The 24,587-nt window shown below is 56.9% G+C and carries 18 protein-coding genes; 8 read left to right on the top strand and 10 right to left on the bottom strand.

The genetic code is table 11. The features are described from left to right. Positions 1–120: 120 nt before the first annotated feature. The 3 genes from aztA to aztC are packed head-to-tail and all read left to right on the top strand — an operon-like array spanning position 121 to position 2,798. Entirely contained in the window at positions 121–954 is an 834-nt protein-coding gene (aztA, locus tag CU100_RS25040; protein ID WP_106719362.1) for a zinc ABC transporter ATP-binding protein AztA, read from the top strand. Positions 955–956: 2 nt separating this feature from the next. Then, positions 957–1,823: a zinc ABC transporter permease AztB gene (aztB, locus tag CU100_RS25035; RefSeq protein ID WP_106719361.1), complete on the top strand. Its 867-nt coding sequence runs from the start codon at positions 957–959 to the stop codon at positions 1,821–1,823. Between the two features lie 18 nt (positions 1,824–1,841). Then, positions 1,842–2,798, top strand: coding sequence for a zinc ABC transporter substrate-binding protein AztC (gene aztC / locus CU100_RS25030; RefSeq protein ID WP_106719360.1), 957 nt, complete (start codon positions 1,842–1,844; stop codon positions 2,796–2,798). A 177-nt stretch (positions 2,799–2,975) separates the two neighbouring features. Here the strand turns inward: aztC and CU100_RS25025 are convergent, their stop codons facing one another. Then, positions 2,976–4,553 carry a TerC family protein gene (locus CU100_RS25025; RefSeq protein WP_106719359.1) on the bottom strand — a complete coding sequence of 526 codons (1,578 nt, stop codon included), beginning with the start codon at positions 4,551–4,553 and terminating at the stop codon, positions 2,976–2,978. Positions 4,554–5,065: 512 nt separating this feature from the next. Here CU100_RS25025 and CU100_RS25015 point away from each other — a divergent pair. After that, positions 5,066–6,811, top strand: coding sequence for a calcium-binding protein (locus CU100_RS25015; RefSeq protein WP_106719357.1), 1,746 nt, complete (start codon positions 5,066–5,068; stop codon positions 6,809–6,811). A gap of 41 nt (positions 6,812–6,852) precedes the next feature. Here the strand turns inward: CU100_RS25015 and CU100_RS25010 are convergent, their stop codons facing one another. From CU100_RS25010 to CU100_RS24990, 5 genes are all read right to left on the bottom strand, one after another. Further along, on the bottom strand, positions 6,853–7,404 hold the full coding sequence (locus tag CU100_RS25010; protein WP_106719356.1) for a DUF924 family protein: 552 nt from the start codon (positions 7,402–7,404) through the stop codon (positions 6,853–6,855). Between the two features lie 40 nt (positions 7,405–7,444). Next, positions 7,445–9,277 carry a monovalent cation:proton antiporter-2 (CPA2) family protein gene (locus CU100_RS25005; RefSeq protein ID WP_106719355.1) on the bottom strand — a complete coding sequence of 611 codons (1,833 nt, stop codon included), beginning with the start codon at positions 9,275–9,277 and terminating at the stop codon, positions 7,445–7,447. 103 nt (positions 9,278–9,380) lie between these two features. After that, complete coding sequence (locus CU100_RS25000; protein ID WP_245419246.1) at positions 9,381–10,223, bottom strand: amidohydrolase family protein; 843 nt, start codon at positions 10,221–10,223, stop codon at positions 9,381–9,383. A 24-nt stretch (positions 10,224–10,247) separates the two neighbouring features. Then, positions 10,248–11,051, bottom strand: a complete 804-nt coding sequence (locus tag CU100_RS24995; protein ID WP_106719354.1) for an IclR family transcriptional regulator — start codon at positions 11,049–11,051, stop codon at positions 10,248–10,250. A 259-nt stretch (positions 11,052–11,310) separates the two neighbouring features. Further along, positions 11,311–12,342, bottom strand: coding sequence for an AraC family transcriptional regulator (locus CU100_RS24990; protein WP_170113966.1), 1,032 nt, complete (start codon positions 12,340–12,342; stop codon positions 11,311–11,313). A gap of 210 nt (positions 12,343–12,552) precedes the next feature. On the opposite strand from CU100_RS24990, the gene CU100_RS24985 reads away from it, so the two are divergent. Beyond that, positions 12,553–13,983 carry a coniferyl aldehyde dehydrogenase gene (locus CU100_RS24985; protein WP_183635430.1) on the top strand — a complete coding sequence of 477 codons (1,431 nt, stop codon included), beginning with the start codon at positions 12,553–12,555 and terminating at the stop codon, positions 13,981–13,983. A 92-nt stretch (positions 13,984–14,075) separates the two neighbouring features. Here the strand turns inward: CU100_RS24985 and CU100_RS24980 are convergent, their stop codons facing one another. The 4 genes from CU100_RS24980 to CU100_RS24965 all read right to left on the bottom strand — a co-directional run bounded on the left by CU100_RS24980 (position 14,076) and on the right by CU100_RS24965 (position 20,513). After that, entirely contained in the window at positions 14,076–15,245 is a 1,170-nt protein-coding gene (locus CU100_RS24980; protein ID WP_245419233.1) for an alanine racemase, read from the bottom strand. Continuing rightward, positions 15,242–16,537: a D-arabinono-1,4-lactone oxidase gene (locus CU100_RS24975; protein WP_106719352.1), complete on the bottom strand. Its 1,296-nt coding sequence runs from the start codon at positions 16,535–16,537 to the stop codon at positions 15,242–15,244. The genes CU100_RS24980 and CU100_RS24975 overlap by 4 nt, the downstream gene beginning before the upstream one ends. Beyond that, a complete protein-coding gene (locus CU100_RS24970) occupies positions 16,534–17,724 on the bottom strand; it encodes an MFS transporter (RefSeq protein ID WP_106719351.1) in 1,191 nt (396 codons plus the stop codon). The genes CU100_RS24975 and CU100_RS24970 overlap by 4 nt, the downstream gene beginning before the upstream one ends. 455 nt (positions 17,725–18,179) lie before the next feature. Then, positions 18,180–20,513 carry a neutral/alkaline non-lysosomal ceramidase N-terminal domain-containing protein gene (locus CU100_RS24965; RefSeq protein WP_106719350.1) on the bottom strand — a complete coding sequence of 778 codons (2,334 nt, stop codon included), beginning with the start codon at positions 20,511–20,513 and terminating at the stop codon, positions 18,180–18,182. 374 nt (positions 20,514–20,887) lie between these two features. Between CU100_RS24965 and CU100_RS24960 the strand changes: the two genes are divergently transcribed. The 3 genes from CU100_RS24960 (at position 20,888) to CU100_RS24950 (ending at position 24,586) form a co-directional block, all read left to right on the top strand. Beyond that, positions 20,888–21,916, top strand: a complete 1,029-nt coding sequence (locus CU100_RS24960; RefSeq protein ID WP_146141900.1) for an alpha/beta hydrolase — start codon at positions 20,888–20,890, stop codon at positions 21,914–21,916. Between the two features lie 346 nt (positions 21,917–22,262). Continuing rightward, complete coding sequence (locus tag CU100_RS24955) at positions 22,263–23,516, top strand: type 2 periplasmic-binding domain-containing protein (RefSeq protein ID WP_245419244.1); 1,254 nt, start codon at positions 22,263–22,265, stop codon at positions 23,514–23,516. A gap of 173 nt (positions 23,517–23,689) precedes the next feature. Then, positions 23,690–24,586, top strand: a complete 897-nt coding sequence (locus CU100_RS24950) for a carbohydrate ABC transporter permease (RefSeq protein WP_106719347.1) — start codon at positions 23,690–23,692, stop codon at positions 24,584–24,586. The last annotated feature ends 1 nt before the right edge of the window (position 24,587 follow it).

Below are 24,587 nucleotides of genomic sequence, written 5' to 3'. Positions count from 1 at the left end.
TCATCTTCTCCGCCAGTGGATAGCTCGTTATTCGCTATTCTCAAATTCGCCATTGTTGACTAATGTAATAACATCACATATCGAACGCAAGAAGCGCTCAACTTCAAGATGCGAACATAAATGACCGAACCGTGCCTGACCTTTAACGATTTGACGCTGGGCTACCACAGGCATCCGGCCGTTCATCACCTGAGCGGCAGCGTTCGCCGTGGCTCGCTCACCGCAGTCGTCGGATCGAACGGATCAGGCAAGTCGACCCTGATGAAGGGCATTGTCGGCGTTCTCAAGCCGATGTCCGGTTCGTGCGTCGTCAACAAGGATGTACGCATCGCCTATCTGCCGCAGCAATCGGAACTCGACAGGTCGTTTCCGGCGCGCGTGATCGATCTCGTATCGCTGGGTCTGTGGCCGAAACGCGGCTTGCTGGGCAGGTTTACCTCGGACGATCGCGACAGAGTTGCCAAGGCCCTGATGAGCGTAGGCCTGGCGGGCTTTGAGAAGCGGCCGGTCGACACGCTTTCCGGCGGGCAATTGCAGCGTGCGCTGTTTGCGCGTGTGCTCGTGCAGGACGCGGATCTTATTCTGCTCGACGAGCCATTCAATGCCATCGATGCCAAAACCGTCAGCGACCTGATCGAATTGATCAAGCGCTGGCATGGCGAGAACCGCACTATCATGGTCGTTGTGCACGATCTCGACCTCGTGCGCGAGCATTTTCCCGAGACGCTGCTCCTGGCGCGCAAGAAGATTGCCTGGGGCGCATCTCGCGAGACGCTACGCCCGGAAAATCTGCTGCACGCGAGACAGTTCCATGAGGCGTGGGAAGAGGGTGCGCCCTGGTGCGACGATGACGCTGCGCATGGTCATGCACATCCGCACGTCCATCATCATGCCGGCGACCATGCCCATGATCATGCTGGAACGGAACGCATCCTGAAAAGGGGCGCGGCATAGGCATGTACGATTATCTGATCGCTCCCTTCGTCGAGTATAGTTTCATGCAGCGTGCGCTTGCCGGGTCGCTCGCGCTGTCGTTCGGTTCGTGCCCAGTCGGCGTGTTCCTGATGCTGCGCCGCATGAGCCTGACTGGCGATGCGATGGCACATGCCATCCTGCCCGGGGCTGCGGTTGGCTTTCTGCTCTACGGGCTGCAGATCGTACCCATGACCATTGGCGGACTGATCGCCGGTGTCATCGTGGCGCTCGGCGCCGGTGCGGTATCGCGCTTTACGATCCAGAAGGAAGACGCCTCGATGGCGGCTTTCTATCTCATTTCGCTGGCGCTCGGCGTCATGATCGTTTCCCTGCGCGGATCGAACGTCGATTTGATGCATGTGTTGTTTGGAACGGTGCTCGCGCTCAACAATGAGGCGCTCGGCCTGATTGGCGCAATTTCGGCGATCAGTGTCGTCACCCTCGCGATCTTCTGGCGCGGGCTCGTTGCCGAATGTCTCGACCCACTGTTCCTGCGCTCGGTCAGCCGTATCGGTACACCCGTACATTTCATATTTCTGGCGCTGGTCGTGATCAACCTCGTTGGCGGGTTCCAGGCGCTGGGGACGCTCCTTGCTGTCGGACTGATGATGCTGCCCGCCGCCGCGGCGCGTTTCTGGACGTCGCGGGTGGGGCCGATGTGCGCGCTGGCGATTGTCATCGGCTGCATCTCCTGCGCAGGCGGACTTCTTGTTTCCTACCATTATTCGGTACCATCCGGACCGGCGATCATCCTGTCTGCCGGGGCGATCTACCTCGTATCGATCCTCGCGGGGACGCGCGGCATTATCAATAGCCGCCTGCGACCCTATCGCCACAGAACCGCCTAGCACAAAAGGAAAAACGCTATGATCAAGGCCCTTAAACTCGCTGCGACTTTGAATGTTATACTATTACTTTCCAGCCATTCCCCTGCGTCGGCGGAAGGTTTGAAAGTCGTCTCCAGCTTCACGATCATCTCCGACTTTGCCCGGAATGTCGGCGGTGACAAGATTTCACTGACAACGCTGGTTGGCCCGGACGGCGACGCGCACGTCTATGAACCGAAGCCTTCCGATGCGGCAGCGGTGGCCTCCGCCGATGTCGTTCTGGTCAATGGCCTGCACTTCGAAGGTTTCCTGCCGCGTCTTGTCGAGGCGAGTGCGACCAAGGCGCCGATCGTGGAACTGACCAAGGGTGTCGAGCCGATCAAGAGTGCCGAAGAAGATCATGACCATGATCAGGCGGCGGGTGAAGTGCACAAGCACGAGGAGGCAGATGGGCACGACCACGGGGCCTACGATCCGCATGCGTTTCAGTCGATCAGCAATGCCAAGATCTACGTCAAGAACATTGCCGATGCCTTCTGCACCGCGGATGCGGCAAACTGCGACGTCTACAAGGCCAATGCGGCGAGCTACACGCAAAAGCTGGACGCCACGGAAGCCGATGTGAAATCGGCAATTGCCTCCATACCCGAGAACAAGCGCCTGGTCATCACGTCGCACGATGCGTTCGGTTACTTCCAGCACGAATATGGCCTGAAGTTCCTCGCGCCGGAGGGCATCTCAACCGATTCCGAGGCGTCCGCAGCCGATATCGTCCATCTGATCAAGCAGATCAAGGACGACAAGGCTTCGGCGATCTTTGTCGAGAACATTACCAATCCGCGCCTGATCGAGCAGATTGCCAGCGAAACCAAGCTGAGCGTGGGCGGTACGCTGTTTTCGGATGCGCTCTCCAAGCCGGAGGACGGTGCGGCAACTTACATCGACATGATGCACCACAATGTCGAGGCCTTCAAAAAGGCGATTCTCGGTAACTAGGCGCCAAACGTTAAAAAGCAGAGCGCGAACTCCGTGCGGGCGCGTAACAGCGCCGGCATCCCCTTGAAAAGGCGAAAGCAATGTCGAATGTAATACAATCCAATCGCCTGCCAGTTACCGTGTTTTAGGGATTTCTCGACGCGCGTGCGAATGTTCGGGAGGAGCGCAACGGATCGTTCAGATGAACACAGCGCTCGCCGAGGTAGAGCTGATCCGTACCTTGCCGATGTTGCGGCCGTCCATCTCGACAATCTTATATTCGAGATCGTCGACAATCAGCTTCTCGCCTTCGGCCGGGATATAGCCGAGGTTCCACAGGATATAGCCGGCCAGCGTCGTATAGCGATCGCCCTCATCGACGAGGTCGCGATCGATCAGACCGCCAAGACGGCGGATATCGATATAGGCATCGACGACCATGCTGCCATCCTCGGAGCGTTCGAGGATCGGGCTTTCCTCGCCTTCTTCCGGGAAGTCACCGGCGATAGCTTCCAGAATGTCCGTGGGGGTGACAACGCCTTCGAACGAACCATGCTCGTCGAGAACGACGCCCATCTGCACCGAGGAGCCGCGCAACTGTTCCATGACACGCAGGACATTGGCGTTTTCGTGCAGGATCAATGGCTGACGCGTGACTTTTTCCCAATCGATCTTGCCGCCATCGAGTATGGCGAAAAGCAGGTCCTTGGTGAGCGCAACGCCGACGAATTCGTCGACGCGCCCGCGCGCGAGAACGACGCGGCTATGGGCGAGGGTGCGGATTTCGGCAAGGAGCTCCTCATTGGTCTCGTTCAGATCCAGCCATTCCACTTCGTTGCGCGGCGACATGATCGAGCGTACGGGCCGCTCCACGAGATCGAGCACGCCGCGGATCATCTCCTTTTCCTCCGGATGAAACACATCGCTCGCGGCACTCTGCTCGGCTATGACGTCGAGTGTATCCGAGTGGGGGGCGTCTCCGTTGCGGCCGCCGCCGAGCAGCCGCAGTACGGCACCCGCAGTCCGGTCGCGCAGATCCATCGTCGTGATGCGCCTTTCGCGATTGCGCCTTCCGATCTGGTTGGCTGCTTCGACGAGCACAGAGAAACCGATGGCTGCATAGAGATAGCCCTTCGGAATATGGAAGCCGAAGCCTTCGACGATCAGGCTGAAGCCGATCATCATCAGGAAGCCAAGGCAGAGAATGACCACTGTCGGGTGGCGGTTGACGAAGCTCATCAGAGGTTTCGATGCGAGCATCATCACGCCAACGGCAATGACGACCGCGATCATCATCACTTCGAGGTGTTTTACCATGCCTACGGCGGTAATCACGCTGTCGAGTGAGAACACGGCATCAAGAACGACAATCTGCGCGATCACCTGCCAGAAAACCGCATGTGCGATATTGCTCTCCTTGGCGGACATGTGACCCTCGAGCCGCTCATGCAGTTCCATCGTGCCCTTGAAGAGCAGAAAGACGCCACCGAGAATGAGGATGATATCCCTTCCGGCGAATTCGAGACCGGCGATGGAGAACAGCGGCGTCGTCAGCCTGACGACCCATGATATGGAGGCAAGCAGAAGAAGTCGCATGACGAGCGCCAGCGACAGGCCGACGATGCGGGCGCGGTTACGCTGGCTCGGCGGCAGCTTGTCTGCAAGAATTGCGATGAAAACAAGATTGTCGATGCCAAGAACGATCTCGAGCACGACAAGCGTGGCAAGGCCTATCCAGGCATTGGGGTCGGCAATCCATTCCAGTGTCCAGTCCATTGGGCTGTCGGGTCCTTAAATAAAAATCAGCGCGCCGCGGCGCATGGGGAAAACGCTGCGGCGCAGGCAAAATGATGGGATGGGGAATTCACAGGAACACTTTGCTGACGCTGCGCAGGCAGGGTCAGCTTGCTTCGCACAGTCGGAGGTTCTTCAGATTTTTCTTCCGGCATCGATGCGCGGTCAGTCCCTGTTTGCTGGCTGTCATGTGAAAATGGATGGGCGCCAGATAGGGCATAATGGCAGGGAGATGTACGACGTTCAAGAGGACAGGACCTAAAATCAGGCCGCCAAACTCACCAGAGAATATTCCGTTCAGTGTTTCATGAATACATTCAGTAAAAATTGCGCCTAGACGTGTATATCTTTAGTCCGAAAAGTAACAAATTGTAACCAAGCCTCTTATGAGTAGGCCTACATCGAAATGTGTAGTACGATTTAACTCGCATTGCATGGGGTTGGGGTTCCCATGACCGGGGGCCACCCTTCGCAGCGCGAACGGGAGGACTATCATGGCTATCAATCTACCAAACGGCTTGCTGCAACTTCTCGGTATAGATCCAAGCACAATCGAAATATCGCTCAGCGAGGCGGGAAATTCCTTTAATGGCAGCAATGCCAACGAGCATGTTCATGGCAATGGCGGCGGCGACTCGATCAATGCCGGCGGTGGCTCGGATATTGTCGAGGGCGGCACGGGCGGCGATTCGCTCAACGGCCAGGACGGTAACGATTATATCGAGGGCGGTGTCGCCGGCGACGCCATGAATGGAGGCTCCGGCAGCGACACGCTCGGTTATTCGCAATCGGGTTCAAGCGTGAGAGTGACACTCAACGATGCTGGCGGCGGCACAACCTCCGGCTCTGGCTCAGGCCCGGGCAACCATGCGCAGGGCGATTCCATCAGCGGTTTCGAGAATGTCGTCGGCTCGAATTTTGGCGATACGCTCACCGGCAACATCCATAGGAACGTGCTGGCGGGCCTTGCGGGTGCCGACAAGCTCTATGGCATGGCAGGCGACGACATTCTCGTCGGCGGCATCGGCGCGGATGTGCTCGATGGCGGCAGCGGCATCGATACGGCCGACTATTCCACCAGCGCTGCGCCTGTTCATCTGGTGCTCGGTGGTGTCAGCACGGGCGGCGATGCGCAGGGTGACACACTCATTTCCATCGAAAAACTGGTTGGTACTGCCGGGGCCGATGTCTTCGACGGCTCGTCCAGCATCACAGGCTTTTCGGCCAATGGCGGCGGCGGCGCCGATACGATGATCGGCGGCCATGGCAATGACACTTTGAGCCTTGGCGGCGCAGCTGCGGTTGCCGCTTTTGCGGCGCTGCAAGAAGAAGGAGGTGGAGAAGTCAGGGGCGAAGACGGGAATGATAACCTCACCGGCAGCGCGGGTGACGACACCATCTACGATGGCGCCGGTGATGATATGGCGTCCGGCGGCGAGGGCAAGGACACTTTCATTGTCGGCTCCGGCCAAAACAGCTTAAACGGAGGCAACGGCGACGACAGTTTCAGCTTGCAGGCGGATTCGATTCCTGCCTCATCTGACGGTAGCATTACGTTTGATGGCGGAGAGGGCCCACAAGACAGCATGGACTTGCGGAACCTTTCTTCCGGCGCAGAAGTCACGTTGCAGGATCCTTCGGCGTCGCTCGCAGCCCTTGAAGACAGTCCGTATCTAATGGACATGAATTTTGGAGGTGAGACAAGCAGTTACTTTCGCGCAAGTATTGAGACAGACACCCTGACGGAGTTCGATGACGGCTTCTTCGGCAATTCACGCGATAACACAGTGTTTGGAGAAGGCGGCAACGACTTGATTGACGGCGGCGGTGGCAACGACACGCTCATCGGTGGCAACGGCAACGATCTTCTGTATGCCGGGTTTGGTGCCGGTGGCAATGAAACTCTTTATGGCGGATTCGGGGCGGATCGATTTGTGTTCGCTTCCGTTGAAGAATTGTCGTCCGCGTTTACGTTCATACAAGACTTTTTCCGCGGAGAAGACGACGTAATCAATCTCTCCCTGATCGACGCCAACACCACCACAGAGGAGGACGCATTTGTTTGGGTTGGGTCCGTAGAGAACCTCACGGGCGCGGCCGGCGAGCTCGCTTTCATCTCGAACAGCTTGGAGGGCTACAATACCATTGTTGGCGAAGTGAACGGCGAACAGGGAAACGACATTGCCTTTCTTGTAAACAACACGGATGGAGACCCGACCGCCGACTTCTTCGTCCTCTGAGCCGAAAGCAAAAGGACGGCGGCGCACTCTGTCGCCGCCCTCTACCCTGAAAACCCGCCGCTATCGAGGAAGGCCTGTTCTTCCTCGGTGGTGGTGCGGCCGAGAATGAAGTTGCGATGCGGGAAGCGGCCGAAGCGCTGGATGATGTCATGGTGCTCGTGGGCGTATTCCAGGTTGGCGGGTGATCCGCCACTGCACAATTCGACACAGCGCCGCTGATCTCCGAGGTCTTCCGAGTGCATGAACGGCATGTAGAAGAAAGCGCGCAGACCAGCCTCGGTGGATATATCGTGGGCCTGCTCCAGGGCCCGGCTGGCATACATGCGGGCGAGTGTATCGGTTGCATACATATGCGCGGTTTCGCGAAAGAAGTTGCGGGGAAACTGATCGAGGAGGATCATCAGCGCCAGGGCGCCGTCCGGGGTTTCGACCCATTGTTCGTACTGGCGGCGAGCTGCCGCGTAGTGATCATCAAGAAAGCGCTGGCGGCAAATCTCGTCGAATTCCTCGTCCTTGACGAACCACTTGCCTTCGCCCGCTTCGCGCCAGAAATCCACGATGCCGGCGATTGTCGTCTGTTCGGTTTCAGGCATTTGTGTCTCCCGGTCTCAATTGGCCATCTGATATAGTGTCTCAGTTGGCATCGGCACTTTGTATGCTTGGCAGCACGCTTGCCGTCTCGTCGCTTAGCGCACGTCCCCGCTGCCGCGGCCTGACCAGAGGCCCCGGAACCGGCGCGTTGCCCTTCATCAGATCGGCACCCGCACGAATGCCCCCGGCAAGCTGCAGGTCGAGACGCTCCGCGTCGCGACGGCGCACGTCTGCGGTTATATCCGCGGCTTCCTGCGGGTCAACGCCCAGGCCGATCAAGGTGTTTTCGCCAAAGATCAACGCGGATTCGAATGTCTCGCGCATCTGGAAATCGACGCCGAGCTTGATGAGTTCGATCGTATTGCCGCGGTCGAAGGCTCGCGCATAAATCTGGACCATCGGAAACTCGGCCTTGATCAGATTGGCGATCGTCAGGATTGTTTCGGCCTTGTCGACGCAGATCAACACAGTTTGCGCGCGTCCCGCACCCGCGGCGTGCAGGATGTCCAGCCGCGTGCCGTCACCATAATAGACCTTGAAGCCGAACTGCGATGCCGCCTGGATCATCTCCACGTCATTATCGATGATGGATATATCGACGCCTCGTATCAGCAAGGGCTGGCAGGAAATCTGGCCGAAACGCCCGAAACCGATGATGAGCACGTTGCCCGTAAGGCCGTCTGCTATATCGACCTCTTCCAGGTCCTGCTTTTCCTTGGGCACAAGGAAGCGCAAAGCGACGATGAACAGCGGCGTCAACACCATCGAGAAGATGATGATGGCTGTCAGAATAGCGTTGGCCTCGCCGTCGAGTATTCCAACGGCAGTGGCCGCGGCATAGAGCACGAAGGCGAACTCCCCGCCCTGCGCCATGAGGACCGCACGCTCCAGCGCTTCCCGATTGGATGACCTGAGCAGTCGGGCGACGGCAAATATTCCCGCACCCTTCACCAGCTTGAACGCGACCACATAGAACAGCACCATCTTCCAGTTGGCTGCCACGACGCCAAGATCGAGCGACATGCCGACCGCGAGAAAGAACAGGCCGAGCAGAATGCCGCGGAACGGCTCGATGTCCGCTTCAAGCTGATGCCGGAAAGTCGATTCAGACAGAAGCACGCCTGCGAGGAACGCGCCCATTGCCATGGAGAGGCCACTGACCTGCATGATGAGGGCGGAGCCGAGGACCACGAGAAGGGCGGCCGCGGTCATGACCTCGCGGGCACGCGACTGGGCGAGAAATCCAAACAGGGGGTTGAGCAGGTATTTGCCGGCGACAACCAGTCCGGCAATGGCGCCGATGCCGATCGCCACGTTGATCCATTGCAAGCCCCCTTGCGAAGAACCCATCGGCGCGAGGAAAGCCACAAGCGCCAGAAGCGGAACAATGGTCAGATCTTCGAACAGGAGGATCGACACCATGCGCTGGCCCTGCGGGGTCGCGATCTCGCCGCGCTCCTGCAGCAATTGCATGACGATGGCCGTCGAGGTCAGAACGAACCCGGCACCCGCCACGAAGGACTGGGCCACCGGGAAGCCCGTGCCGATGCCGACGCCGGTCAGGAGCAGCCCGCAAAGGCCAACCTGCAGCGCGCCGAGGCCAAATATGCTCTTGCGCAGGCCCCATAACCGGGAAGGCTGCATCTCGAGCCCTATGAGGAACAGGAACATGACGACGCCAAGTTCCGCGACATGCAGGATCGTCTGCGGATCAGAGAAGAACTTCAGACCGAATGGGCCGATGATAATGCCGGCGGCGAGATACCCGAGAACAGAACCAAGGCCCAGCCGCTTGAACAGCGGCACGGCAACAACGCCCGCCCCAAGCAGTACGACAACGCTGAACAGGTCAGGTCCACTTATTTCCGCCGCCATTGGTTCTCCGCAAATGTTGATCTGATCAAGAAACTTGAGAGGTAAAGCGGGAGGTTACGACAGGCAAGCTTATTCAGAGATGCACTGGAGAATTAGGCTTGAGCTAACGCAATTTCCAGATGCGGCGGGCATTTCCGGAGAACAGCCTGGCCTTTTCATCGTCACTGCAGCCGGAAAGCAGGGCATGCGTCGCGGCGACCCAGGTCGAAAGGCCTCCGCCGAGCGTGCAGACGGGCCAGTCGCTACCCCAGACGAGACGATCCCACCCGAAACTCTCTACGACATGATGAACGTAAGGCTCCAGCGTTTCAAGGCGCCAGGTCTCCGCATCCGCATAGGCGACGACGCCGGAAATCTTGGCGGTGACATTTGGGCGCCTGGCGATGTCGGTGATCTTGCCGCGCCACTCCTCAAGACCGTTGGCCTTGATGTCCGGCACGCCGCAGTGATCAAGGATGAACTGGACGTCCTGTGCGAGATCGACCAGTGCGATCGCCTTGTCTATCTGCCTTGGCAATACACATAGATCGAAGGTCAGTCCGGTGCCGCCGAGCCTTTTTATGTTCTCGCGAAAAAGCGGATCTTCGGAGAGGTTGTCCGGCATGACGTGAAGCACCCGCCGGAAGCCCTTGACGAAGGGGTTGATCTGCTGGCGCTGGAGAAAGGCAGCGAAGCCAGGCTCCTCCGGACGGCAGGCGGAGATTGCTCCGGCGATGAGATTGCCACTCTGGCGGGCGAGACTCGCGACATAATCGGTTTCGGTCTCGATCTCGGCAGGCGCGACATCGACTTCCATGTGCAGCGCGTGCGTGATCCCGACGCGATGGGCCTGAGTTGCATATTTTTCGTACAGGAAGTTCCGGTTCAACGCTTCGGATCCCGACAACCAGGGATAGGTCAAGACCGATTGGTCGATGAGGTGCAGATGGGTGTCGATCATCGCCATATGTGACATTGCGTTGCCTTCCTTTCACGCCTGGCGCAGCACGCTCGAATGTATGACATCGGCGCCGGCGAGCTCCGAGAGCTTTTGTGCCGTGGTGACCAGCATTTGGCGGGCTTCGTCGACGCCGGGCGCATCCGGGATATTCAGCAACTGAATATAGGGACAGGTCAATGCGGCAATCGCCCTGCCATCGGGTCCGAGGACAGGCGCAGAGACATTGAAGACGCCGGCGGTCTGGGCGCTGGGCATGATTTCATAGCCGCGCTCGCGAATATCGTTCAGGCGCTCGCTAAAGTCCGCCGGCTGGGCGATATCGTCGGCATGCTGTTCGTATTCGGCAATCATCAGGGCTCGCTCCTCGCTGGAGCGGAAAGCCAGGAGGACGTGACCGGAGCCGGTATTGAACAGGCTGATGTGCGAGCCGACTCTGATTGAAATACCCCAATAATCCGGCGCCTCCTGCTGGGCGATAACCACTGCCGCGCCGCGGTCGAAGACACTCAGCTGGTTGGCCTGTTTCGATATTACCGCGAGTTCACGCATCAGCGGTGTCGCATAGGAAGCAAGACGGCGGACAGGGGCATGCAACTGGGCAAGACCGAACAATTTCAGCGTCAGGGAATAGCGGTCACCCTCAAGCCGGGTAACGTATCCGCGGCGGACAAGGCGATCCAGCATGCGATAGAATTCATTGGGACTGCGGCCGAGAAACTTGGCGATTTCCGCTTGCGTGAGACCTCCATCGATGCCGGAAAGCAGCTCGAGTATATCCAAACCCTTGTCAAGCGCAGGCGCGCGATAACGATCGCTGTCGTCGTCCTCTACCATGTTCAAGTCTCCCCTAGCCCCCATTCATATACGAAGACGTTGCCGATACGATGCAATTTCGACGTGCGACGGTCAAGCACCGGTAGATTCGTATATGAATGAATATCTTATATGTGAGAATAGCTTGCCAAGCGCCTGCGCCGGCGGATTGGAGCTGTTGGAACATCAACCTAACAGGATGACCAGATCGCAAGTTCTGCTGCGGCGAGCAGAAACACTATCGTCAATTCTGAAACGGCAATGCTGTGGTCTACCCAGCTCAATCGGGTTGCAGGGCTCCATTCCGATAATCGGTGGGCGCAATACTCGTCCACCTTCGGAAGGCGTGCCTGAAGTTCGACGCGTCGCTATAGTTGAGCCGGTGGGCGATCTCGTCGATGGTCAGTTCAGTGTCCCTGAGATATTTCTTCGCGATCGACAGCCGGGTTTCATCCAGCAGTGCCTGGTATGAACTTCCTTCCTCGCTCAGCTTGCGCCGCAACGTGCGGGCACTGACACCCAATTGGCCGCACGCCTCATTGATTGGAGGGAAAGAACCGGCACTTTCGATAAAAATCTGTCGAAGCCTCCCGGTCAAACCCGTCGACTGATTCATACGGCCGACTATCTCATCGCAAAGTTGGCGCACCGTCGAAAATGTCATCTCTTCTGCACGACGTGGTATCGCATTCAGCAAATCCAGATGGACGAGAAGTTCATTTACGGGTTGCTCATACTGGATTTCACAGTCGAAAATATCGTCATAGAATGAAGTATCGCGCGGTTTTGGATAACGCAACCGGATCGCGGCAGGCTTGACGGACGGGTCCACGATATCTTTCGCAAATGAAAGAATAGTGCCCAGCACATGTTCGACCTTGAACTTATACACGCGCGGATCTGACGAGCCATCGACATCGGGATCCACCGACCATATGCCATGGGTCTTCGTTTCCCTAAATTTCTGGGTGCTCATAGGCATTGTCAAAGCCTGGTACTTTTCGGCAAAATGACAGGCGGCTCGCACCGTCGTGCTGCTCACAAGAGCATAGCCAAACATTCCATAAGCGGTGATCTGCATCTTCAGACCAAGCTTCAGTCCAAGGTGCGGATCGTTCGAACTGGAAAGCGCATTCTGGATGGCCGTGAACATCTGTGAAATAGAAATCAATGTGCCCGGCTTGGCGAGTTCCTGTTGTTCAAGGCCAGTGTTGGAAAGTATGGCTTCTGCGGTAATCTGGTTTTCCAGGGCAAAAGCGAGCAACGCCCGCAACTCCGCGGACGAATGGATCTTTTCGCTGGAATAATGCATGCAAGTGTTCCGCATTCCGGGTTCCGATATGGAACCATGTCGCTATCAATATTGCACGTTTGAGCGCAATATAAAGCGCTTAGAGCGCTCGTTGACCGTTATTCACCCCCATGTGGCCGTGCGGAACCTTGGAAGGCGCGCATCAAACAGGCAATCATGGGGTTCCGGCATATCGAACGCCAGCGAAGCGGGTTTGCGGAGGAGAACAGAGTGACGATCAGGATGACTGTCGAATCGGAAGCAAACGAGCTTGAGGCAACCCTGGCACGGCTACGCACGGCCTGGATCGAGCGCAGGCCTGATCATGACCAGCGTCGCGATGATCTCAAACGTCTGCGGTCCGCCTTGAAAGAGCGCCTCGACCTGATGGTCCAAGCGATCAGCGCCGATTTCGGGCATCGTTCAAGCCATGAGAGCATGCTTGGCGACGGGATGAGCGTGTTCAACGAGATCGACCACATGCTGGCGCATCTGAAGTCCTGGATGAAAACAGATCATCGTTCGGCCGGTTGGCGTATGTGGCCGGCGAAGGCGCAGGTCCGATACGTTCCGCTCGGCGTCATCGGGATCATTGCTCCCTGGAACTATCCGGTCAGCCTGGCCCTGATACCGATTGCCACGGCCATCGCCGCGGGCAATCACGTCTATCTCAAGCCGTCGGAGCATACCCCAAAGACGAGCGAGTTCCTGCGGGCGCTCCTCGCCGACGTGTTTCCGGATGACAGAGTGGCGGTGGCATTGGGCGATGCGGAGACAGGCAGGGCGTTTGCGGGCCTGCCTTTCGATCATTTGCTGTTTACCGGCTCCACGGAGGTCGGCAAGAAGGTCATGGCTGCGGCCGCACCCAACCTTACTCCCGTTACTTTGGAACTTGGCGGAAAATCTCCTGCGTATGTCGGCGAGGCAGCGCGTTTCGGAAAAGCGGTTTCGCGGATAGTTTCGGGCAAGCTTTTCAACGCCGGGCAAACATGTATCGCGCCCGACTACGCGCTCGTTCCGCTTGCCAGAAAAAGCGAGTTCGTCGAGGCGATCCGCGCTGAAGTGGCCGCACGCTATGCCCAGATAGATGCGAACCCCGACTATACTCACATTGTGAACGAAGGCCAGTACAGGCGCCTGCGCGCGCTCATCGATGAAGCCCGCGGGAAAGGCGTCGAGGTCCTCACGCTCGTCGGATTTACCGATCAGGCAAAGGCAACGAGCGAACGCCTTCTGGAGCCGACGCTGGTCATTGACCCCGGCGAAGATTGCCGGATCATGCAGGAGGAGATTTTCGGACCGATACTGGTGGTCAAGACATACAGTACGCCGGATGAAGCAATCGCCTATATTCTCGGGAAACCGCGTCCGCTTTCTTTCTATTGCTTTAGCGATGACAAGCGCGAAGTCGAGAAAATGCTCGGGAATGTCGTTGCGGGCGGCGTTTGCGTGAACGATACACTGCTGCACGTTGCCTGCAATAACCTGCCATTTGGCGGTGTCGGGGCAAGCGGCATGGGTCACTACCACGCCCGTGAAGGCTTTGTGACCTTCAGCAAGGCAATGCCTGTTCTCTTCCAGGCGCGAGCGCCGTTGACAGACAAGTTCAAGCCGCCCTATGGCCGGTTGGCGAACACCATGGTGAAGTTATTCGCTCGCTGATGGCCCGGGCGCAAATTCGCCACTACTGGCCGTGTTCCTGGCAGACGCGAGGGGCTGGAGCATGATCCAGCCGGCTGGTAGCCGAAGCCTGCTCATGCGGGACCAAGCGTTTCCCACTCGGCGGTGATCGTTCCCTTGCTGTAGATGACCAGCGAGCCGAATTGTTGCAGCACCGATTCGCTCTGCGTGGGTCGCAGAAACGCAAAATCGTCCGGCTTTAGCGTGGACCCCGCTGGTAGCGCCATGAATTGCTGGTTTGAGGACAGTCCAAACATCTTGTCAGTCTTCATGCCGTCCGGATGCACAGGTTCGGCCATCCACTTGCCGCCATAGAGATAGCAACCCCGCTTTGGCGCCAGGCCCAGCATCTGCATGATCCATGTCCGCTTATCCAGGCCGGGCAGGATCGGATCGACCACCTTCAACACCGGAGCCGCGATGAAGAGGGGAGGCTTTAGCCGCGCCAGACTGGGGACATCGAAATCGCTCGGCAGCAGGAATGCAGACCCTAAGGAGACGTCGTTTGCCTCAATGTCGGGATCATAGAGAAGAGCAGTTGAACTGCCGCCGATATTGAGTATGGAGCGCTGATCCTGCCCGAGACATGCAAGGAAACCTCCCAACAGCGTTCGTGTCTTCGCCAAGGCTTTCTTGGGGCCTCCTAGAAGTCCCGGGATACGGTTGATCTGCGCCTCATAGGCCATGATTCCCCGGCATTTCAGCCGGGGGTATCTCTTGAGCTGCTCCAAAGCTCGGCTCAAGGCGGGCGCGTCGGGGTAGCCGCCGCGGTGCAGACCGACATCCACTTCGAAACAGAAGGCGAAATCTTGCCCGAGTTGCTCGGCGAGTTCGCCATAGGCTGACAATCTTTCATCCGTATCGACGAGCCAGGTTATTCGCGCCAACGGGTTGTCGATCCGGCTCAGAACGCCTGTTGACAGTGCCTGACGGGCGGCCGCACCTGGCATGGGCTTGCCGAGCAGAACTGTTGCGGCAGGCATCGCCGCAAGCACGGCTGCCGTAACCGGCAGATGAAACGTCATGATGCGGTCCGTGCCACAGGCATTGGCGAGGTGCTTCAGCAAGGGGAGGCTTGGCAGGGACTTGTCGACCAGCCGCAGCGCCAGATTGGGCGCCAGGCATTCCTTGACGACGCTGATATTGCCGTCAAGGCGATCAAGGTCGAGGACAAGGCTTGGCCTATGCATCCCCGCAAGATCAAGCGCGCTCGAAAGTGCAGCAAAGTAGGTATCGGTGTTCAAAGTTCCATTCCCAGGAGGCCTGCAATATAGGGAGTTACGAAACGATTGTCCGGGTCCATGTCGCGGCGCACCGCCATGGCATCCGCCCAGCGGGGATAGAGCGTACTGAGTTCCTTCGCCTTCAGATTGTGCATTTTTCCCCAATGCGGCCTTCCGCCGTGAGCAAGGAAGATTTTCTCTGCGGCTCTGAAGAATGGCTGAGGATCTTCGGCGGCATCGTGATGTATGGCTATGGAGCAGCTGGCACGCTGGTAAAACGGACTGAGCCAGATTTCGTCCGGCGCAACGACGCGTACCTCGAGCGGGAAATAGACGTGGGGAAAGTCGTTCTCGAGCAAGGAGATTATCTTCCGGACAGTTGCGGCGCCTTCCTCGAAAGGCACGTGATATTCCATCTCGTTGAACTTCACGTTGCGTTCAGAGGCATAGACATCGAGCCACTCACCCACATAATCTTCCCCGGCAAGACGGCTGATGGCGGATCCGATCAATCTGGCACGAAGCCAAGGGAAGCGAAGCAGGAACGTGCGCAATCTGCGCAGTGTAACCACCCCGTCATCGTCCTTCTGGGGGGGGCGAGTGGATATGGGCGCGTCTGTAATGTCGCTCGAAAGGAATATGGCTTGTCCGGAGAAGGGTATGTAGTAAAACTCCGACGATCTGTGCGCGGTCATCATGCTTTCGAATTGGTCAAGGACCTCTTTGATGCACTGAGCCCAACGATGCCGGTGCAGGCGATAAGGCAGGATATTCTGGATAGTTACCTCGGTTACGCCGCCAAAAACGCCAAGCGACGCCCCCATCGCCGCCATTTCATCGAAATGGTCGCCGCTGTTGAATTCTCGAACGACGCCCCTGCCATCAACGATCTGCATGGCACGCAATTGCGTGGGATAGGCGCCGAGACCTATGCCCGAACCATGCGTTGAAGTTGCGAGCGCTCCACCAAACGTCTGCTTGTCGATATCCCCCATATTAGGCAGCGCCTGACCAATGCGATGCAGCTTCCTCGTAAGCGCTCCGATCTCGATGCCTGCACCTATGCGTGACTGAAGCGCAGCCGGATCGTGGGAAACCAGCGCATCGAAATGGTCAAGGGAAAGGATGGTGCCCTGGCTTTGAACGAGCGGCGTGAATGAATGGCCCGTGCCGACAAACCGCACAGGTCCCGGTGACGACTTGATCAGATCGCCAAGCTGCTCAAGTTCGGTTGGCTGGCGAAGCGACAAGGGCCTGGCGCTTACGTAGCCGGACCAGTTTTGCCAATGTTCGCGCGGCAAGGCTACATTCATGACAGTTTTCCTTCTGTTATGGCCGAACCGCGAGAATAAACGATAAGGAGCATTAAAAGCGTGAGGCTGGAGAGGAGGGCGCCGACAGCAAACCATGGAACGAGGCTGGCATCATCACCGACGATCAGGAGTGAGGCCGCAATTGGTCCAAGGGCAGCCCCAAGAAGCTGCGCCGCCGGCAAAAGCAGGGCGGTGCTGCGCGAGGGATCGGCGGCGATCGTCAGACCGATCTGGTAGGGCGTGATGAACATCCAGATGAATGCAATAGACAGCGCGGCTGCGCTGAACGTTGTCAGACCCGGATCGGTTGCGAGCGCGAGACAGGCGGCGATCGCCAACAATGTGCATGCGACAATGCTAATCCGGTAGTCGATGGATCTTTCCAGCCAAGTGGCACATATCGCACCCGAAACCTGAACCGCCAGGCTGGCCGAAACCAGGAGGCCTATCGTCTGGACATCTATGCCGCTGCCTACGCCGAGCGGTTCGAGGAAAGCCCAGATCGCCCCGATGAAAAGAAAAAATGTGAAGATGGCGAGAAGTGCCAAGGCTGATTTGAGTGTGTATATTCCCTCTTTGCCGGCCACGGGCCGGATGAGCTTGCCATATTCGGCCGGAACGAGGGGAGCGATCGCGAGCGAAAGGACGCACACGGCGGCAAGCACGAGAAATCCGCCATTCGATCCGAACTCGGGAACGACAAAAACTGCGATCAGCGCTGCGAGAATGCACTGGGCAAAAGTTTGCAGGCCAATGAACATGCCGCCGAGCCGTTCAGGACGACAAGAGCGGGCGATCAGTTCGACCGAGATTGCGACCATCGCTCCCTCGACAAGTCCAGCAAGAGACCTGACCAGCAAAAGCTCGCCCGGCGCCGCCGCAAGAATGACCGCATAGTTCAAGGCGCCAAGAAGGACGAGCAGCAAGGCAGATCTGGCGCGCAGGTGTGTCGTCGGAAACAAAAAGCCCGCGATGACAGAACCGAGTGCCACCATGATGAGTTCGGCGGTTGCTATCAGTGCGAGTTCATCGAAGTTCACCCGTTTCTCGGCGTATAGCGCCCCGAGAAGGATCGGCTGCAGGCCAAAGATTTGCATGCCTGCCGACCCGATCCAAAGGGCGGCCCATTGTTGGACTTTCGTGGGGTTTCCCGTCAGCCAGTCGGTGTGTGCCTTTTGTAGAGCCATACTTGCTTCACTCACTAGCTGTTTACGGCCGGTAGCGGACCCCGACTGTCCGGAATCTGTTTCGCGCCGTTATCCCTTCGGTGTCAGATCAACTCAACGGAACATCCATCCAGCATCTGCTGCTCCGTTGAGATTTCCTGGGCTATCTTCTGCAACTTCTCAAAAATTCACAGGTTATCTTCGGCCAAACAAAGGTTAAATGCGGCCAAGCAAGCAAAAAATTGCGGCGCATCCGAGTTGACCGAGGAGAGGCGGGGTGTTTGGAGGAGCGGTTTGCAATCATAAGTATAGTATACTTTTTTCTCGATAATACTGATAACTCTGGTGCTTTAGAATAAACTGCTTTTAGCCAAGCGTAAACTTCCTCCCCAAACCGATCGTTTGAAAAAGCACCAGGCCGGGTCGCAAGCAGATCAAAATGGCCACCCGTTAGCCCGGATGGCCATTTCCCGAGACTATTCTACTTTGAAGGTATTGGTCGTCCCTTTAAGTTCCCGAATCAGGCCTGAACCGAGTTCCTTCCAATCGCCGTAGTGCCTGATAAAATATCTACCGGGCTGCGCATCCATGGGTATCTCCCACGTAGTGGTCGCTTGCGAACCCGCAATAATACCCACGCGCTCCCATGCGTATTTGGTGTTGAAGTCATCATCCGTGGCAACGATCTGCGCGTCCTTTTCCGTCTTGCCATTTGGAATGAAAAGAACTTGCAGGAATGTTCCTTCGGTCCGCAGATTGTTCTTGGGATGGCCGGTAACGAACGATGTCTTGACAATATTCCCTCGCTTGTACGTGGCCTTCGGCTGCGTCAATACGTAGCCGAAATCGTGGGTTATTACTCTTATCCCGGTATCGATCAGGAAAGGAATCAAACTGAACCTAATCTTTGACGGATCAAACGTTGGATCTATGTATATTGAATCAAACACCACGCCGGTCTGAAAGTTCAGTTGCTTGGCTGACAAATCCGGAGGTGTCCCCGTACTGACGCTTTTCTCGCCCTTGCTCAAATCGGTTGCGAGGCCAGCGAAAAGCTCGATGAAGGCGCGGTTTTCACCCGGACCAAAAATCGTATGCCCGGCTTCGTACTGGTCTTTCGAGTATTCTCTCCTGGTTGTGATATAGCCGATATAATCATTGGCATAGCCATTGAGTACAATATGCTTGATGTCATGTCTGGCGTTGGGATTATTCTTGAAAACCTCCGCGACCTGCCGGCGAATTTTCAAAGCGGACGTCACGGTATACTCTCCCGGACCGCCAAGCACGGCCATCTGCCCGATCTGGAATAATTGAACCGGCACGATATTGGCCGTCCAGGGATAGGGTTTCTTCCCTCCGGTATTGAGCCACAATTCTTTCGTATCATGGCATCTTTTCAACCCAGCAGGGGGAGAGCCGCCGAAGAAGAAGTCCAGTTTTTCCCCTAGACCCCTGAGTAACCACTCCGGAAGGGTCGTTGGCGGGTTATCTTCAGGGCTTCCCCTTCTAAACGATGCGCCCAGTACGGCCTCGCATAAGGCGGCCTTTGCCTCCGGCTTTACCGGTATCTCGTCCGAATCGGTTTTCGCTATGCGCAAAGCGGGAAAATCCACATAGCGGAAGCGGCTTTCCAGTGCGCCGCGAACTTCTTCCAGCGGATGTTCCTTTTCGCCGGCGGTCTCTCTGCCCATGACAATGTTCAGGGCCGTCTGAAACTGCAGCATGCCATTCCTTCTGGCATTCTCGAATTGACAAGCGGGATTTGGATGAGGCATTTTCCATGCGGCGGGGTTGGTAACCCCGGGACAAGTATTGAACGCGATCAGCTCTTTCTTGCTGCGCGGCACTTCCTTGCCCTTGTCGTCGAGCAGCGGTATGGCAAGATTTGGTGAAATGTCGCCAGCGTTGCTTTGTGCGAACGCGGCGACGAAATCATCCGCATAGAGACCGGGATCCCTCCTGCTTTCGAAACGCTCCCAATAATATTGGGCATAACCCTTATTGTCCGGCGAGATCAAATGACTGGTCGGGCCGACGGAAGTGGTGTGTACGGCAAACCAGGTGATGACACCCCTTATCTTCTTTTCAGAGTCCACGAATTTCAGAACGGTCATCTGCGGATCGACGCCATTCTTGTAATAGTCTTTATCCTCCTGACTGAGACTGTTCAGGCCGAATGGTATGAGTGCGCGATTTGCGCTGGCGCCATAAAGCTTGCCAGTGCCGTAATAGAGCCGGCCTTCTCTCATGTTTTCATGCGCGTGATCTACAGCTCTCACGATACCATCGACAATGGCATCGTAAGTCTGTTTCTGGAAACCGCGAGTTAAAATGTTTAATATTGCATAATGGGAAAAACCGCCGGGGGCGGAATGGGTATGCGTTGCCGCCAGCATGACGTTGTTCTCGCCATAAAGCGCTGTGCCGTCGGTGGCCCGATATTTTACCTTGAGCTTGGCCAAGACGCCCTGGCGCACCGACATGGACACGGATTGAAGGTCGGTATTGACATAGACCAACGGACTCCCGGCGTTGGCGCCTTGCCCCTGGATAATGAAGGCGCGGGCCCATTGCCGCATGTGGATGCCGGCGGTGCTTTGTTCTCCGCCGAAGCCAAGCATGCCGTTTTCAGCGGCGGGACCCGTGATATCCGCCTTGCCTATGCCAAAACGATATGGCTGTTGCTCGGCATCACGGTGGATCAAAACTGCTTCATCAGCCGCAAGGGCATGACTTTGCATGAACAGGACAGATAATAAAATGGCGGCAATGCCGCGTTTGGTGAATTTGTAAATTAATCTCAACATAGCTCCTCCTCTTAAAATACATGAGAATTCGCCAGCTAAGTTTGATCCGTTTCAATGTGTCAATCCCGGCATGGGAGCTTCTAAATGGTTTTTGTACTGTTGGCCGAAATTAACCTTCTGCTGGCCGTTTTTAACCTGTGAAACAGCCGGGAAATCTTGGACATTCGAGTATTGCAATGAAACGAAGAAGCCTTCTTCAAGATGCAACAGGTGGCGCGGCCGGTGTGCCCATCCCGGCGTCGCGATATCCAAAGCATGGACTGGAGGTGCAACCGTTTATTGCAACACCATTGTTTTGACTACTCATGTTTCAGATCATCGTTTTATTACAAATACTTATGCTACGACACAGTCGTTGAGCCAGGATATTGAGCGTGGAAACCTTTAGCAGTCGCATTCAGAAGATAGCCGTTCGAACGATTTCACGTTCGCCGAAATGGTTGATGCGCCTTGTCGCTGGGCCGCCTGTTGTCATAGATGGCCAGACGCTCGATCTTCAGGTGCAATATGTCATCAAGCTGGTTGGTGCCAAGGAAGGTGCGTTGCCAAGTGTTGAAGAATCCCGGCGCGAAGCAGATGAACAGGGAGGGTGGCTTTCACATCCGGCAAGTGCCGAGGTGATCTCCAGCCCGCTGCAATTCTCCGGGCCGAATGGTCCGATAGAAGCTCGTGCCTACCGGCCGAAGCAACTCACGGTTCCGGCTCCGGTTCTGGTCTTTTATCATGGTGGAGGACACGTCGCCGGCTCGCTTCAATCGCATGACCTTCCCTGTCGGCGGCTTGCCCTGAAAGCCGAATGCATCGTCATCGCAGTCGACTACAGACTGGCGCCGGAACATCGGTTCCCGGCGGGTGTCAATGATGGCGTCGCAGCATTTCGCGAGATCGTCAATCGAGCCAAAGAGCTCGATATTGATCCACGGCGCGTTGCTGTCGGCGGCGACAGCGCGGGCGGCAATCTTGCGGCGGTGGTTGCCCAGCAGACCCGCGACGATGAATACCCGCCATGCTACCAATTACTATGGGTTCCGTGGCTCGACATGAGCAGCCAACGGCGCTCCTACGAATTGTTTCCCTTGGGCTTTTTTCTCGAGAAGCCAAAGATGGAATGGTATACGGACCTCTATCTCAATGCGCCTTCCGACGCGCTTGACCCGCGCGCTTCCCCCATTCTCGGCGACGTGAAAGGCGTGGCTCCCGCAGCTATTCTGGTCGCGGGTTTTGATCCGCTAAGGGACGAAGGCGAAGAATACGCTCGCCTGCTGGAAAAAGCCGGCGTTCCTGTCGTGCTCAAACGTTACTCCGGCCTTGTTCATCCTTTTATCAACGTCGCTGGTTGTATCGGCGCAGCGTCAGACGCGTTCGACGACGCTATCCGGCTTCTTCGCGCCGCCCTTTCCTAGAACCAATTCAGCAAAGTACCCCTGACTCGCATTGCCGGTGGAAGTGTGCGCTTCCGCTTGGGGCGGAGCCGCGCGCCGCAATTGTATAGCTCTCTCGACCGTTCAGGTTTCAAGGGTGGGTTCTTCGGGGCTTGACCACAACCTGGAGTATTCACCACATCCGAGCTTTCCACGCTTGACGCTCAAGCACAGAAATGTTTGTATATGAATGAAACGCTCATATGTGAGTGTTGCACGAATTGCGAGAGCCGGGGAGCGGCCGCTCGATCACGGGAGGGAAACCATGAAAACTCTATTGGCCGGCGTCTCAGCTGGCGTCATCGCCATTTTCAGCGCTCAAACTGTCATGGCAGCTGATCTGCCGGGCAAGTTCGAGGGTGTTACGGTCGACGCCAAGCTAATCGGCGGGCAGCAATACGAGCCGCTTTACGAGCGCATTGGCGAATGGGAAAAGTTGACCGGAGCCAAGGTCAACATCCTGTCGAAGAAGAACCATTTCGAACTCGACAAGGAAATAAAATCCGACATTGCTTCGGGAAGCCTGAACTGGTGCGTCGGTTCAAATCACTCGTCCTTCGCGCCGCAATATCCGGATATTTATACCGATCTGAACAAGCTGGTTCCGGCGGAAGAAATTGCCGCTTTCGTTCCAACGAATATCAAGTCGTCGACGCTGGACGGCAAGCTCGTCATGCTGCCGCGCGCGCAGTTCGACGTATCGGCGCTTTATTACCAGAAGAGCATCTATGCAGACGAGGCCAACAAGAAGGCTTTCAAGGAAAAGTATGGCTATGACCTGACGCCGCCGGATACCTGGCAGCAGGTAAGCGACCAGGCGATCTTCTTCACCAAGGCACCAGACTTCTACGGCACGCAATTCGCTGGCAAGGAAGAGGCGATCAACGGGCGCTTCTATGAGATGCTGATTGCCGAAGGCGGCGAATATATCGACAAGGATGGCAAACCCGCATTCAACTCCGAGGCCGGCGTCAAAGCACTCGACTGGTTCGTCAACCTCTACAAGGCGAAAGCTGTGCCCGCCGGCACGACCAACTATCTCTGGGACGATCTCGGCCAGGGTTTTGCATCGGGCTCGATCGCGATCAATCTGGATTGGCCAGGCTGGGCGAGTTTCTTCAACGATCCCAAATCGTCGAAAGTTGCCGGCAATGTTGGCGTCAAGGTTGCACCCGCAGGTTCATCCGGCAAGCGGACTGGCTGGTCGGGTCATCATGGCTTCTCCGTAACGGAGGCTTGCGCAAACAAGGAAGCCGCGGCTTCGCTCGTCTGGTGGCTGACCAACGAGGACAGCCAGAAGCTCGAAGCAAAGGCAGGACCTTTGCCGACGCGCACTGCGGTCTGGGCATGGGACATCGAGCAGGCCAAGAGCGATCCTTACAAGACCGAAGTGCTGAATGCGTTTCAGGAAGAAGCCAAGAACGCATTCCCGGTTCCACCTCTGGCCGAATGGATCGAGATTTCGAACGCGGTCTATCCGGAACTGCAAGCGGCAATCCTCGGCGACAAGACGTCGAAGGAAGCGCTTGATACGGCGGCCAAGAAGGCGACCGACATCCTTCAGGATGCGGGCAAGCTCTAAACGCTGTTGCGCTCTGAACCCTCCCCCCGTGGGGAGGAGGGTGGAGCAAGTCCCGAACGGGAATTGCCCATCGCGCATCACATGACCAAGTCCCCGCCCTGCGCTGCGCAGCCTCGAACCCACACGGGTGGACAAGGGATGGCAACCGCAGAGACCGAAGGCCGATACTTCAGATGAAACTTCCCAAATTATCCGCGCCGACGCTCCTGCTGCTGCCTGCGATCATCGTCCTTGCCGCCGTGATCGTGCTGCCGCTGTTGTTTTCGCTCTATTCGAGCTTCACGCCTTTTCGGCTGACGAAGCCGGAATCGATCTGGGTTTTCATCGGCTTTCGCAACTATGTCAGCGTGCTGACCAACTACGAATTCTGGACGGCGTTCGGGCGTACGGTCGTGCTCCTGACGATTGCGCTCAATGCGGAGATGTTCCTCGGTCTCGGCCTTGCCATGCTGGTCAACAAGGCAACGCGCGGCCAGCGGATCCTGCGTACGTTGATGATGTTTCCGATGATGTTTTCGCCCGTGCTCGTCGGCTTTCAGTTCAAGTTCCTGTTCAACGACAATATTGGCTTCGTCAACAACGCGCTACAGTCCCTGGGCGTGACCACGAGCGCCATACCCTGGCTGATCGACGGCAATCTCGCACTGTTTTCAATCATCGTCGCTGAAGTGTGGTCGTCGACTTCCGTCTTTGCCATTCTTATCCTCGCAGGACTGCTGGCCATGCCCCAGGAGCCTGTGGAAGCGGCTCGGGTCGATGGTTGCACACCATGGCAGACATTCCGCTATGTCACCTGGCCCTACCTGATGCCTTTTGCCTTTATCGCCATGACTATCCGTTCGCTCGACGTTGCGCGGGCCTATGACATTGTAAAGATCATGACGGACGGCGGACCGGCGAAACGTACCGAACTCTTGTGGACGCTTGTTGGACGCACGGCCTATAGTGATGCGCGCATGGGCCTTGCAAACGCCATGGCCTATATTGCGATCCTGCTTTCGATCCTGTTCACCGTGTATTTCTTCAGGAAACTTGCGGCCGCACGCCAGCAAATCGGAGCGGAGTGGTAAG

Source organism: Phyllobacterium endophyticum (assembly GCF_003010935.1).
Lineage (GTDB): Bacteria > Pseudomonadota > Alphaproteobacteria > Rhizobiales > Rhizobiaceae > Phyllobacterium > Phyllobacterium endophyticum.
This window is presented reverse-complemented; position numbering and strand designations above follow the sequence as displayed.